The following is a 14373-nucleotide window of genomic DNA, read 5'->3' as shown; positions in this document are numbered from 1 at the left end:
ACTTATTTCTTAACAAATAAAAACTGTAAGAAACGAATCAGTGTATAGACTACAAATACAACAGCAATCACCGTCTCAATCAGCACCACATACTGAAGTACCGGAATCGGGCGTCCCATATTCGCAAGACATGCCATTGTCTGCTTAGAAGCAATCGCACTGATAACGAACGGGAATGTGAAGGATGCATAACTTGGGAAAAATGGCAGTTTCAGATATCCAATCGCTTTCACAAGTGCGAAAACATACAGAATCGTTGCTACTACGAACATTCCCATCAGCATTCCATAAGACTTCGGAGTCACTGACTGTACATATCCGGCAATACACAGACTGGTAGGTGCCGCATAGATACAGATTAATGGTTTTGCAGGATTCGGAATATCCTGATATTTCACATATCTGACCGTTACCAATACAAGCAGAATAATCAGTGATACAAAACCAAACCAGAACGCTGCCGTCCCGATTCCCAGTTTCTCATACGCAGGTGCTGTAATGGATGCAACAGCAATTCCTACATATACAATATAGTAACTTGCGAACACCTTTGGCATCTGTAATTTGAAGATAAACTGTATCGTAAAATAGATAATCAGTACCACATGCAATGCAATTGCAAAAAGCCAGATATAATAAGCAGCCGGTCCGATAAACGGCTTCACATATGTACTAAGCAGCATAAGCGCCATAGAAAATGTTCCTGCGACACTTGCCATAATCGGATTCTTCATATCCTCCTTCACCGCCGGGAAGATCATGATGATCTTCAGCAGCATCAGAATCAGCAAAAACGCTGCCACAATCCCACAGACATAACGAATTCCTTCCGAATAACTCTGCAACAGATTGCCAAGCGCTGCCATGCCAAGCATCACTCCGCACAATGGAATCGGAACCTTCTTAATTACATCTCTCATTCTCTTACCTCTTCTCTCACGTAATATATGTAAGTTTCACTTATGCCGTCTGCTCATCCAGATTCGTAAGACCAAGTTCGCGCACAATAATCTCTGCTACTTTGCCAGCACACAGACCTGTAAAGTAGATGCACTGCTCTTTGTGTTCGCCCTTGCCCATATCAAATTCCTTAGTCAGGACACGACAACAGGCTGAATTCTTTCCATTTGCCTTTCTGAACCATGTGTGCAATTCATTGGTCAGTTCCATACATTTTACAACCTTCGGGTCCTTTGGACCATTCTGCTCTGTACGTCCAAAGAACATTCCAAGTGCCATGATTCCCCCATTCAAAGCACCACATAGACATCCGGAACGACCTACGCCAACTGCCATTCCAGATGACATAGCGATTACTTCTTTCGGTACATCCAGTTCAAAATTATCTCTGATTGCTGCCATCAAAGCTTCACAACAGAAATACCCATTTCTGTAGTTGTCCTCCGCATCTTTGATAACCTTCTTAACACTTATTTCCTGTTTTACATTCATTATTTTTTCCTCCTCTACATAATGACTATTTATTAATAGTATAGCATAATATCTTTTTCTTCCAGATATAGATATCTTTCATGGTCATTCTTTACTTATAAGCATTTTCAATAAATCACATATTTTCGACAAAAAAACCATATTTTTCGACATTCATTCTTATTAAAAATGTCCAAAAATATGGTTTTCATTCCACTTTTCGTTGATGCCATTCAACTATCTGGTGATACTTCCTTCCCTTATCGACTGAATCCACTCTTTCACATGCTGAACGAACAATTCTACCGCTTCTCCAGGCTTCTCGCCCTTTCTCGTAATCATACACATCTTCCACTCATATTTTCCATCAGCAAACGGAATCAGCCTCATCCCTTTTTCCTTCATATCATCAAATACAAAATCCACTGTAACAGAAATTCCCCTATTCGCCTTGACCATCTTGTGACACAGACTGAATCCACTCGTCTCAAAGATAATATTCGGTTCAAATCCCGCTGACCTGCAACGATCCGTAATCATATCATGAATCTTAAACTGACTGCTCTCTATATATAAAGGCTCATACCTCAGATCTTCAATCGTAACCGCCTCCCTGTTGCTTAAAGGATGGCTCTCATGTACCAGTAACTTCACCGGAAACGTCTCCAATTCTGTCACATCATAAAGCCCCTCCTCAAAATCAGCAATCGAAAACGCTACATTCCCCTCCCGTTCCCGGAAAAGGTTCTCCACCTGACGATCCGGATATTCCCGGTAATGAAATTCAATATCCGGATATTTTTCCCGAAATGCTATAATACACTCTGGCGTAACCAGACGCAGAATCCCGTAAGCAGACAGCAGATCAACTACGCCATGACTTCTCTGCTGTATATGCAGAATCTCATTGCGCAATTCCCCATAATCTGCCGTAATCTTATCCGCATACTCTGACAGACACCGCCCGCTCTCCGTAAGTTCGATTCCAATTGCTGTCCGTACAAGCAACTGACAATTCAACTCGGTTTCCAGGTTCTTAACAATCTTACTTAATCCTTGCGGTGTCATATAGAGTAGCTTAGATGCCCTCGTAATACTCTGCTCTTTTACAATCACCTGAAATGATGTCAGATCCCGAATATTCATTGCTTTGCCTCCTTTATTCTCCCTCAAATACCTTCATCGCCGGTCATCCCAGACAGCGGTCTTTTCTTCCCAATACCTGCTCCCACTGTTTTTCTGTCAAAAAACGTGGACGGCTGATCTTCTCCAGCATCCCCAGATCGCTTTTCCTACAACTATTTTTCTATAATTTCATACAACTGTCAAGACATACCTTCTTCAAAATATTTTTCAAATTTTCTATACAATTCTCTTTTGACTTTTTGCAAAAAATCCGCTAAAATTATATCAAACGAGTAGCAAAATCGGCGTAAGTCCAGTTGATTTCACTACTCGTTTTTCTATTCGTGCATTCTTCTGCCGTAATAGAATTATCGGCTACAGAATTCTTTTTCTTATGTCAGATGGGAGGTGGAAAGAATGAAACGAATTAAAGCAGCATGTATTTGCCAGACCTTACACTTCATGCTTAAGGAAGATATAGATCATGATCTTGCCGTAAGACTTGTAAAAGACGAAGTGGCTCATTATAAAGCCGGTCTTGATAGAAAGCATACTCTGTACAAGATCGTTGAAGAAACAGAACAGCCTGATGGGTCTGTTATGATGAAAATTATGAAACAATATAATCAGAGCAATGTTGGCGATTATCTGGATTAAACGAGCGAGGGTCTGCCCTTATTTACGTGGCAGACCCGCTCTGATTATTGTTATCTTCTCTTTTCTAACTCTTCAATACGTCTAAGCGCCGACTGGAGATCACGTTCTTTCTGCTCTAATTCCTCTTTCTGTCTGGCATTTACTTTCTTCTGCTGATTAATTTCCTCACTCTGCTGATTTATCTTCTCACTCTGCTGATTTATCCTTTCACTCTGCTGATTTATCCTTTCACTCTGTTGATCAATCTCACTTTGCATTTCGTCAATCATATAGCGTACCGTGTTTCGATCCATTTCGTATAATTCTTTGGAAAACATCCCCATCACCTTCTCAATATTCTGACAGATTTCATATACCTGCTCATACATAGGCTTGAAATCCGGATATTTATCGATTAGCGCTATGATATCCTCCGGTCGGTCGCTGCTTAAAAATGTCAACCACGCATCTAATCGTGTTTCTATATCTTTATTGTGATGGGATTTCTGATAGATGTCAAGTGGAACGAAGATGAATTTTTGCAGGAGTTCCAGTTCAAGGCCTGTGTCAGACGTTTGGTGAAATTTATGGATATAATTATCAGGAAAATCATGAAATTCCCGAGTGCTTTTCTCGAATAATACAATCGTATAGACATTCTTGATGTGCTTATAAGAAAATGTTTCTTTCGTTAATTTTCGTCGTACTGCCTTGTACTGGCGAAGCAGCAGATCTGCAGAATAGCAGGCACTCCGCTGTCCAGGGAAAGCATAGCCAATCTTCTGAATCTCCACATTCGCAATGCTTCCATCCTTTAACTGCACAACAATATCCATAATCAGCAGTGAAGTCTCATCGGCAATCCGTGTATTGTCATTCGGAAGCACTTTAATAATCTTTACCTTCATACCCAAAAGTAATGAAACAAGTTCATCCAGCCTCTCAGGATAGATCTCCGGATTTAACAATGCCTTGGCACAAAAGTCATAAAGCATCTTAACCCCTCTTACTCCTGTACAAAAATCCAGGAATTCCTCCTGATACTTTTCATCCCAGGTTTCAAAAATTTTCATTAATTCTTCATTGCTGTAAATCTGATTCAGAACCTCCTTCCGGCTCCGTATCATCGGAAAATACACTTGCAGTTTACTTGTCATACAAATACCTCCTCTTTCCTTTTTACATATCATAATGGGTAATCATTTCAAAAACGAAACTTTACGAAGCCTTTTGGCTTAAGATTCATAAAGATAACAGATCTTCTTGTATTACAAATATAGAACAAAAATATTATGACTTTATTGTAAAAAGAAATTATGAAACCGTCAAGTTAATTCCATCGACAAAATTTTACACGTATACTTCAACTATCAAATATCCTTTTCTTTGTTGCAACATTTGACATATTCTGCATACCCTAAATAAAAAAGGAGATTTTCTTATGCTAAATAATTTTGCACACCGATGTCATCGTGACTGCCGTGACGACCACGATCGCAGAGACGACAGACGCGACAGACGTGATGACCACAGAGACGACAGACGTGACAGACATGATGATCGCAGAGACGACAGACGCGATAGGCGCGACTATGATAATGACCAGCGTTGGAGATAATAAAAAATACTGTAAACATCTCCATTATGAGAGTTTACAGTATTTTTTCAAGCAGGGGATGAGAGAATCGAACTCCCGCCAAAGGTTTTGGAGACCCCTATCATACCACTTGACCAATCCCCTATATTGTGCTATCACCATCACACTAGATATTTATACCATATACTGTCTGTATTTGTCAAGTGCCAGATTGCTCTGACACTTGACTTTTTTTGCACTTTTTTGCATTTTTACATTTTTCATACTTATTTCGTTTTCATACTAGGGATTTTCCCAAAACTATACATTCCCAACTGCTTTCACAATAGCCTCTGCCATAACCTCTGCTGCCAGCGTTCCGACCACATTAATATCCGCTTCCACATCTCCGACAGATGCAGCATAGATCGTATCCCCATCTGCCATAGTTCCCACCGGATTAATACATCTTGCGTAGCCACATCTCGCCATGGAAGCAATCTTACTCATCTCTGCCTTGGCAAACTTTCCGTTGGTAACCACCGCTCCAATGGTAGTATTTCCCGTAAACATATCCGTCCGTTTACTGATCTTATATATCTCATGGCAGGTACTTACAAATCCACTGCCATCCTCCGTCCGCAATCCGGCAAGTTTGCGCCCATTAGACGGATCAAAGATATCTCCCAGTGCATTTACCACAACCACTGCTGCCATCACAAGTTTCCCGACCTGCACCGCATGAATGCCAATCCCGGACTTGGAAGCACGGTCCATTCCGTAAAGTTTCCCAACCGTCGCACCGCATCCAGCTCCGACACTGCCACACTCTGGATGATTATCTTTAGCATCTTCACATGCCGCATATCCCATATCCGCGTCCGGCCTTACATCCGCCCGTCCGAAGCCCAGGTCATAGATACAAGACTGACACACCAAAGGCACCTTGGAAAAGCCCGTATCGTAGCCAATCCCATGTTCCTCCAGGTAACACATAACGCCATCCGCTGCTGCCAGCCCATAGGCAGAGCCACCGGAAAGCACGATTGCATTCACCGGGTTATCTGCCGTCAACGGATCCGCTAACCCAGTCTCTCTGGAAGCCGGACCGCCGCCGCTTATATCCACGCCGACTCTGGCACCCTTATCAAAAAGAAGAACTGTTACTCCGGTCTTTGCCTCGTCATCCTGGGCGTTACCAATACGAAGTCCTTCCACATCCGTTATCGGAATCTCCTGTAAGATTGCATCCTGTTCCATCCTGCACCTCCACACTTACCTTTGTATCTTTCTATACCGCTTTTAACGCTGCTGCTAAAGCACGCGCTACTGCAGCCGCCACTATCGTACATACAACCGCTTCGATCACTCCCTGCAGCCCTACAAATGCTGCCACAAAAGTCAGCGGATTCGACACTCCAAGCGTCTCCACGAAGCCCTGAATATAATCTGTATTATAGAAGAACAGCACAAGCGAGGACATATACAGAATCGTATTCAGCACCGGGCAGGATAATCCACCGATTGCATAGGCAAGATTCGTCTTCTTTGTCCTTACCGCCTTAAAAATCAACCCACACAAAAGTCCCTCAAGCACCCGGGGTACAATACAGGTAAATGCAGTTCCAAAAGGATTGATCCCAAGAAGCACTGCCCCGAATGCACTGGCTCCAAAACACTGCACCAGGCTGGTAATCCCAAAAGCAAGGCCACAGATGGCTCCGCCCTGCGGTCCCAGGATCATAGCGCCTACCGCAACCGGAACGGTAAGGAACGTAATGGAAAGTCCCGGTGTCTTCAGATACCCCAGTGGTGTGAATGCCATGATAAATATAATGGCGATCATCAGCGCCAGTTCCACCATATAGCGTGTGCGCCCACTTGTGTTTGTTTTTGTTGTCGTGTTTACTTTTGTTGTCATCTTAATCTCCTTTTCTGCTGATAAAACGGCGCAATATAAGCGTTCCCTGTCTTTCAGCCATGTATTATGGGAAAAATAAGCGATAATTACACAAGAAAAACACACAGACTCTTTCCGGTTGCCGCCAAACGGTCAGCACCATCCTCTGCCATGTACTTTATATATGAAGAGTATGTCTTATGATTCTGTGATGCATTTTCCTGATCGCGCAGTCACCTGCCCGATCCTGTGAATAACGCTCGGTGACATTATATCACCGAGCGCTGGTTTTCTCAACAATTTTATTCAAAGTTTTGCTTTCTCAGATGAACGCCATTTTGGATTTACGACTGAATATCCGAACTCAATTCCTGTATAATATAATCCACATCCAACGGCTCCAAACCCGTCCCCAGATTCTCGACCGTACAAGAAAGTACGCAGCCATTATCCAAACTGGTCCATATACGGTATCCTTCCAGCCCTTCCATGGAATAATAAAAGTACGACCACTGCTTATCGCCTTGTATCTTTTCCTGTACTTCATCCACGACTCCTCCATCATCCGAGTTAGCGCTGAGAAGGTACTGTACTTCCTGCTGCGCTGTTGTCATAATCGTCTCTTCACTATCTGTTACAAGTCGAAGATTCAATTGCGTCACATTCTCATTTCCACCTTCCAGATTCTGGAAAGCCAGGGATGTCTCTGATGAATATCCCGATTCCGCATATCCTGCCAGCATTCTTATCTGAATGCTGGCACTTTTATCTTCCGTATACAAGGTAAATACTTTCTCTGATCCATCTTCTATCTCCAGTGTATCTGCTTCTTTCCCATCTTCCTGATCCGCTTCTGCTTCCTCCGGGGAAGCCGCCTCACTCTCTGCCGCCTTTTCTTCATCTTTACAGCCCGCCAGGCTCATACCCAGAAGCAGGACCAGACCCAGCATCGCTATTTTCTTCATATCTGTACCTCTTTCTCTTAATCTGCATTACTTGCCGCAATCTTCACTTTACTCCAGAGATTACTGATTTCCTTCTTTGTAGCCTCATTATATACGAAGACTTCATCCATCTCATTGTCACTCCGCGGAATATACGCATTGATTCCTTCAAAGTCTCCGCCCTCACCGGACAGGTCTTCCATAACTTCCTGATTCGCCGAGGTATATCCTACATAACTTGAATTGTCATAAGCTCCCGCATAATCACTGGCATAATTGATAAATGCATGTGCCAGTTCCGGATTCTTAGCATTCTTCGGAATTACCATCGCATCGGACCAAAGATTCGTTCCCGTCTCCGGCAGGTAATAGCCCATATTCTCATTCTCATCCATGACATAGGTTGCATCACCAGAATAGATCAATCCCAGCGCTTTTCTTCCCTGCGCCATATTATCGATGATTTCATCCATCACAATCTCAGGCTCCATGGTCTGTACACACTGCACCAGCCAATCAAATGCTTCCTGTAATTCTTGAGAATTCTCCGTGTTCATAGAATATCCCAATGCCTTTAACGCCATCATGAAAGCGTCACGCTCTGAATCATAGAGATAGATATCACCCCGGTATTTCTCATCCAGAAAGATATTATAGCCTTCCCGTTCCAGATCCCTGATATCCACTTTGTTCTTATCATAGACAATGCCAACCGTTCCCCAAAAATACGGCACAGAATATTCATTTCCGGGATCATACGGAAGATTCTTCACATCATCTGTCAACTTATCCATACAATCAAGTTTGGAATGATCCAGTTTCTGCAGATACCCTTCCTGGATTAAACGCTGGATCATGTAATCACTTGGCACGAGGATATCATACGCCTCTCCATTGGCAACCTTAATGTACATCTGCTCATTGGAATCAAAATTCTCCATAACCACTTTTGCACCAGTCTCTTCCTCAAAATCCCTGAGAATATTCTCCCCAGTGTACTCTCCCCAGTTATAGACATAGAGCGTCTGCCCTTCGTATGGACGAGAGGAAGTCTTATTATTCAGACCGCGCACACCGACAATTGCCAGCACCACACAGATTGCAGCCACAGCCGGAACCATCATCCTGCGCCCTTTGATCTCATCCTTTTTTGCACGTTTTGCCAGAAATGCAGGTGCCACATTGATGAGTACCAGCACCACTGTAATAATCACAACCACAAGAGTAGAGATGGCATTAATACTCGGATTCACCCGCTTACTCATGGTATAGACCATGATACTTAAGTTCTTCACTCCTCCGCCTGTTACAAAATACGAGATGATAAAATCATCCACTGACATGGTAAATGCAATCAGCGACCCTGATATAATTCCAGGCGTAATCTGAGGCACAATAACCTTCACAAGCGCCTGGCTCGGTGTCGCTCCCAGATCCATCGCCGCATCCGCAAGATTCGGGTCCAGTGAACGGATCTTCGGCATTACCGAAAGAATCACATACGGAATACAGAAGGCAATATGTGCCAGAAGCATGGTAACATACCCCTTCTCCACCTTGAATGTGATGAACAGCAGCATGAATCCAATTGCCGTAACAATCTCCGGATTCATAAGCGGAAGGTTGTCCACCTGTTCCATGATATCACGAATGATCTTCTTAGACTTGCTCAGACCAATCGCCGCAATCGTACCTACTACCGTCGAGATCAGCGTAGCAATGATCGCTACACTGAAGGTCGTATACAAAGATTCCATCATATCGTTCGATTCCAGCATATGCTGATACCAGCGAAGAGAGAATCCGGTAAAACTTGTCAGAGACTTCCCTTCATTAAACGAAAAGATGATCATGTATACAATTGGCAGATAGAAGAATACAATCATCAAGATCATCAATATCTTTCCAAAAGGGCGATTTCCTTTTTTCATAATGATTATTCCCCCTTTCCACCTTGATTCCTAAGTTCTATCCTACGGACTGCCATCATAAGCAGCATCATGATCACTGCCATAATCATAGAGATGGCACTTCCAAAGTTCCATTCACCTACCGTGATAAACTGATTCTCAATCAGGTTACCGATCAGGAAGTACTGTCCTCCACCCAGAAGTTTCGGGATGAAGAAGGAACTGACTGCCGGCAGGAACACCAGCGTAATTCCGTTAATGACACCTGGAAGCGATAACGGCAGAGTCACACGCAGGAATGTCTGCGCAGGCGCTGCTCCCAGATCCGCACTTGCCTCCAGCAGAGAATGATCCATCTTGCACAGTGCCGTATTAATCTGAAGAATCATAAACGGCAGGAAATTATATACCATTCCCAGAAGAACCGAGCCTTCCGTATACAACAATTCTGATCCATTCCATCCAAAGAAATGAAAGATCTTCCAGATAAGCCCTCCTTCGCTTAGAAGACCAATCCACGCATAGGTTCTCACCAGCATATTAATCCACATTGGAATCGTAATGCAAAGAACCAGGATATTCTGCACCTTCTCTTTACACCGGGCGATATAATATGCCACCGGATAGCCGAGAATCAGGCAGATCACAGTCGTTTTAACCGCAATCAGGATCGAACGCCAAAGGATAATCAAAAAATCCGGGTCGGTAAAGAATTTGACGTAATGATCCAGCGTGAAGGAAAACGAGATGATGGTATTCCCCAGCTCTGTCACTGAATACAGTGCAATCAACGCCATCGGAAGTACCAGCATAATCGCCGCCCACACGATATACGGAATTGCCAGTTGTGAAAATCGTTTCATCTAGAATATCATCCTCGACATAACATGGATATCTTCCGGGAAGAATGTCAGTCCGACCTCCTGACCTTCCTCCGTATAGTCTGTCGTATGAATCTTAAGTTCACGTCCTGTCGTAGAAAAGGTAATCTTGTAGACACCCTCTGTCACAGTCTCCGGATCAAAATCATAATCTACATTGATGTCCACACTCTGATCCTCATCACTTAATTTCCATCCCTGTGCATTCGCCCAGGTCTTTAGATCCGTATCCAATGCCTGTGATTCCGTGATTTCATCCACCGTCTTGAGGAAATTGAATGCCATAACCGCCTCATTCGCCTTCTCATTCTTAACGAATGGCTGGTTGACTACAAATATGGTACGTTCAATGCATGTTCCATTCGAGGTAGAGAAGGTAACCGGATACTGTCCCTCCTCCTCCAGAAGGTCATATTCGATCTTCGCGATGGAGATATAATCATCCGTCTCCGGATCCCACGCCTGTGCATTAGAGCGGGCAATAATCTCCTTATCATCCAACTCCTTTACATCCTCCAGATCCACGTAGAAATTGTTCGCACTGATCTTCTCCTTGCCATCCTCACTGGTCACATCATGATTCCTGATTACCCGCATATTCACCGTTACACTGGTACCAGGCACCGTCTCTACGATAATCTCGTAATGAACGCCTTTGAACAGAACACTTAATACCTCTCCGGTCAATTTGCCATTCTTCACATCCACGATATCAATGTCCTCCGGTCGTATCACGACATCTACCGGTTCATTTTCCTTGAATCCGAAATCAACACAATCGAATGTAATGTCATCAAACCGCACCTTATAATCCTCCAGCATGACTCCCGGAAGAATATTACTCTCTCCAATAAAGTTGGCAACATATCGATTCGCAGGCTCGTTATAGATCTCCTGCGGCGTTCCCACCTGCTGGATCTCACCATTCTTCATAACCACGATTTTATCAGACATCGTAAGCGCCTCCTCCTGATCATGTGTTACAAAGATAAATGTGATTCCTACTTCCCGCTGGATACGCTTCAATTCATACTGCATCTCTTTTCTCAGTTTCAGATCCAGAGCAGCCAGAGGCTCGTCCAAAAGCAGAACCTTCGGTTCATTCACCAGCGCTCTTGCAATTGCAACTCTCTGCTGCTGACCACCGGATAACAACGTTGTATTCTTATTCTCATATCCTTCCAGACCGATCAGTTTGAGCATCTTCATAACCTTCTGCTCGATGACATCCTTACTCATCTTCTTAATCTTCAGTCCAAACGCAATATTCTCATACACACTCAGATGTGGGAATAATGCGTACTTCTGGAACACAGTATTCAGTTCCCTCTCATACGGAGGCTTCTGGCTGATCTCCTCTCCATCGAAGATTACCTTTCCCTCATCTGCCTCCAGGAATCCTCCAAGAATCCTTAAAAGCGTAGTCTTCCCACATCCGCTGGGTCCCAACAGTGTTACAAATTCATTCTCATAGATATCAAGATTCACACTCTTTAAGACAATCTGTCCGTCAAAAGTCTTCACAATATCCCGGAATTCAATTAACTTCTTTTGTTCCATTTATCACCTTCTCCTTCCCCTGTATTTCAAAATACTTACTTCATGTCGCCAGCACTTTACTCGACATATTTCGACAATTAAAACATCGGAGGTGTCGTAATCCACAGTACCTTCGCCTCACCACTCCCATGATTATACAGATAATGACTTCGCGATCCATCCATATAGAATGTCTCCTGCGCTTTCAGTTTGTACTTTTTACCACCGCGCACTAACGTCACATTTCCTTTCAACACATAACCGAATTCTTCTCCCTGATGTGCCAGTAATTCCTGACTTCTTGTATGAGGCTTAAGCGTCAGGAGGATTGGCTCCATCTTATTTCTCTGTGCATTCGGAATTACCCATTCTATCTTATAATCATCCTGCTCATCCTCAAAGAAATCTTGCTTCGAGAATACAATCTGCTTCTCCTCTTCTTCATGGAAGAACTCCGACAGATTCGTTCCGAGTGCCTCCAGAATATCCGCTAAAGTTGCGATACTAGGTGTTGTCAGATTCCGCTCTACCTGAGAGAGGAACCCCTTCGTCAATTCACTCCTCGAAGCCAGATCATTCAGCGTGAGATCATTTTGAATACGTAATTCCTTCAGTTTTTTACCGATATCCAAGATTACACCTCCTCTGATCGGGTTTTCTATTACTATACTTTTTTTTTATTATCAAACAACTATATATTATACATAAATATATATGTTTTGCAATACTAAAAAAAATATTTAGAAATATATTGCAATAGACATAGTTCTGATACAGGGCATATCCAGCATAAATGATCCAACATTCTATAATTCTTCCTTGCAACATTTCCGCAAACACGCTATAGTGATATTAAAATAAATCTGGAAAGGAATTATTATGATATTAGAGAATAAAACCGTTCTTCTCGGAGTTACCGGAGGAATCGCAGCATATAAAAGCGCATCCCTTGCAAGCATGCTTGTAAAATCAGGTGCCGAGGTTCGTGTCATCATGACCGAGAACGCTAAGAATTTCATCAATCCGATTACCTTCGAATCTCTGACCGGACACAAATGTGTGACTGATACTTTCGATCGTAATTTTGAATTCAAGGTAGAACATATAGCACTTGCCCAAAAGGCTGATGTCATTATGGTAGCACCTGCCACAGCCAATGTCATTGCCAAACTGGCTCACGGCATTGCAGATGATATGCTCACTACCACCATTCTTGCGAGCAAAGCGCCGAAGATTATTGCGCCTGCTATGAATACCAGAATGTATGAGAATCCTATCACTCAGGATAACCTAAGTCTATTAAAGAAATATGGCATGGAAGTTATCACTCCGGCAAGCGGATACCTTGCCTGCGGGGATGTTGGAGCCGGTAAGATGCCGGAGCCTGAGACACTGTATGAGCACATTATCCGATGCTGTGCCTATGAAAAAGATATGAAAGGCCTAAAGGTTCTCGTAACCGCCGGACCGACCCAGGAACCTCTCGATCCGGTTCGCTATATTACGAACCACTCTTCCGGAAAGATGGGATACAACATAGCGAAAGCCTGTATGCTAAGAGGAGCAGATGTGACGCTGGTAACCGGCAAGACAGCCCTCACACCTCCGATGTTCATGGATGTTGTTCCAATTACAACGGCGAAAGATATGTTTGATGCTGTTACATCCAGAAGTGATGATATGGACATTATTATCAAAGCTGCTGCTGTTGCCGATTATCGTCCAAGCCATGTAGCAGATGAAAAAGTAAAAAAAGCAGATGCCGAATTATCCATTCCATTGGAACGTACAGATGACATCTTAAAACATCTCGGAGATCATAAGAAACCAGGACAATTCCTCTGCGGATTCTCCATGGAGACGGAAAATATGCTGGAAAACTCCAGGAAGAAATTAACGAAGAAAAACCTGGATATGATCGTTGCCAATAACCTTAAGGTGCAGGGTGCCGGATTCGAAACCGATACAAACATCGTCACACTGATCACCAAAGATGCAGAGACCACACTTCCAATCATGGGAAAAGATGAGGTTGCCTTCCGTCTGTTAGATCAGATATTAGCACGGAGGAAGAATTAGATACACACCAAAAAGATACAAAAAAAGGAGAATGAACAGATGGAAAGAGATTTTAAACAGATTGAACAGGATGTACGGCAGGTCATCGAGATGAATGAAACGGGTAAAGATATCGAATATATTACATCTACTTTGGATCTGTCTGCCGATTATGTGAATATTATCCTGGCCTGCGCGCAGGGATTCACAGAAGACGATCATCCGACTGCTATTGCACATTTAGTTGAGATGAGTCTATAATCTATAGATAGTCTTGTAACTTATGAAATAGAAAAAAGCAACTAATTCTCATTAGTTGCTTTCAATAATTATATACCCTGAAAACTGCATATAAGAAATACTCTTCATCCGC

Annotated in this window: 14 protein-coding genes, 1 tRNA gene and 1 pseudogene; 4 read left to right on the top strand and 12 right to left on the bottom strand. The window is 43.0% G+C overall.

What is annotated here, in order from left to right; genetic code table 11:
- Positions 1–2: 2 nt before the first annotated feature.
- The 3 genes from ACQRBN_RS13775 to ACQRBN_RS13765 form a co-directional block, all read right to left on the bottom strand.
- Positions 3–920, bottom strand: a complete 918-nt coding sequence (locus ACQRBN_RS13775; RefSeq protein ID WP_427739580.1) for a TDT family transporter — start codon at positions 918–920, stop codon at positions 3–5.
- A gap of 40 nt (positions 921–960) precedes the next feature.
- Positions 961–1452, bottom strand: coding sequence for a C-GCAxxG-C-C family protein (locus tag ACQRBN_RS13770; RefSeq protein WP_427739579.1), 492 nt, complete (start codon positions 1450–1452; stop codon positions 961–963).
- Between the two features lie 216 nt (positions 1453–1668).
- A complete protein-coding gene (locus ACQRBN_RS13765) occupies positions 1669–2577 on the bottom strand; it encodes a LysR family transcriptional regulator (protein WP_427739578.1) in 909 nt (302 codons plus the stop codon).
- A 396-nt stretch (positions 2578–2973) separates the two neighbouring features.
- Here ACQRBN_RS13765 and ACQRBN_RS13760 point away from each other — a divergent pair, with 396 nt between their 5' ends.
- Positions 2974–3213 carry a hypothetical protein gene (locus tag ACQRBN_RS13760; protein ID WP_427739577.1) on the top strand — a complete coding sequence of 80 codons (240 nt, stop codon included), beginning with the start codon at positions 2974–2976 and terminating at the stop codon, positions 3211–3213.
- Positions 3214–3263: 50 nt separating this feature from the next.
- Here ACQRBN_RS13760 and ACQRBN_RS13755 read toward each other — a convergent pair whose 3' ends face one another.
- Entirely contained in the window at positions 3264–4349 is a 1086-nt protein-coding gene (locus ACQRBN_RS13755) for a PD-(D/E)XK nuclease family transposase (RefSeq protein WP_427739576.1), read from the bottom strand.
- 284 nt (positions 4350–4633) lie between these two features.
- Here ACQRBN_RS13755 and ACQRBN_RS13750 point away from each other — a divergent pair, with 284 nt between their 5' ends.
- Complete coding sequence (locus tag ACQRBN_RS13750) at positions 4634–4810, top strand: hypothetical protein (protein ID WP_427739574.1); 177 nt, start codon at positions 4634–4636, stop codon at positions 4808–4810.
- Between the two features lie 52 nt (positions 4811–4862).
- On the opposite strand, the gene ACQRBN_RS13745 is transcribed toward ACQRBN_RS13750, so the two are convergent.
- From ACQRBN_RS13745 to ACQRBN_RS13710, 8 genes and pseudogenes are all read right to left on the bottom strand, one after another.
- Positions 4863–4933, bottom strand: a tRNA-Trp gene (locus tag ACQRBN_RS13745).
- 156 nt (positions 4934–5089) lie between these two features.
- Positions 5090–6028 carry a P1 family peptidase gene (locus ACQRBN_RS13740; RefSeq protein WP_427739573.1) on the bottom strand — a complete coding sequence of 313 codons (939 nt, stop codon included), beginning with the start codon at positions 6026–6028 and terminating at the stop codon, positions 5090–5092.
- Between the two features lie 31 nt (positions 6029–6059).
- Positions 6060–6689 carry an ECF transporter S component gene (locus tag ACQRBN_RS13735; protein ID WP_427739572.1) on the bottom strand — a complete coding sequence of 210 codons (630 nt, stop codon included), beginning with the start codon at positions 6687–6689 and terminating at the stop codon, positions 6060–6062.
- Between the two features lie 323 nt (positions 6690–7012).
- Entirely contained in the window at positions 7013–7633 is a 621-nt protein-coding gene (locus ACQRBN_RS13730; RefSeq protein ID WP_427739571.1) for a hypothetical protein, read from the bottom strand.
- 17 nt (positions 7634–7650) lie between these two features.
- Positions 7651–9543, bottom strand: a complete 1893-nt coding sequence (locus tag ACQRBN_RS13725) for an extracellular solute-binding protein (RefSeq protein ID WP_427739570.1) — start codon at positions 9541–9543, stop codon at positions 7651–7653.
- Between the two features lie 5 nt (positions 9544–9548).
- Entirely contained in the window at positions 9549–10385 is an 837-nt protein-coding gene (locus ACQRBN_RS13720; protein WP_427739569.1) for an ABC transporter permease, read from the bottom strand.
- Between the two features lie 498 nt (positions 10386–10883).
- Positions 10884–11963, bottom strand: a pseudogene (locus ACQRBN_RS13715) (ABC transporter ATP-binding protein); the annotation flags it as partial.
- Between the two features lie 77 nt (positions 11964–12040).
- On the bottom strand, positions 12041–12574 hold the full coding sequence (locus tag ACQRBN_RS13710) for a helix-turn-helix domain-containing protein (RefSeq protein ID WP_427739568.1): 534 nt from the start codon (positions 12572–12574) through the stop codon (positions 12041–12043).
- A gap of 250 nt (positions 12575–12824) precedes the next feature.
- Here ACQRBN_RS13710 and coaBC point away from each other — a divergent pair, with 250 nt between their 5' ends.
- Complete coding sequence (coaBC, locus tag ACQRBN_RS13705) at positions 12825–14021, top strand: bifunctional phosphopantothenoylcysteine decarboxylase/phosphopantothenate--cysteine ligase CoaBC (RefSeq protein WP_427739596.1); 1197 nt, start codon at positions 12825–12827, stop codon at positions 14019–14021.
- A 39-nt stretch (positions 14022–14060) separates the two neighbouring features.
- A complete protein-coding gene (locus tag ACQRBN_RS13700) occupies positions 14061–14261 on the top strand; it encodes a hypothetical protein (protein ID WP_427739567.1) in 201 nt (66 codons plus the stop codon).
- Positions 14262–14373 lie beyond the last annotated feature (112 nt).

Source organism: Bariatricus sp. SGI.154 (assembly GCF_050313795.1).
Classification (GTDB): domain Bacteria; phylum Bacillota; class Clostridia; order Lachnospirales; family Lachnospiraceae; genus CAMBRQ01.
The sequence above is the reverse complement of the archived record's forward strand: the minus strand, read 5'-3'. Positions and strand labels throughout refer to the sequence as shown.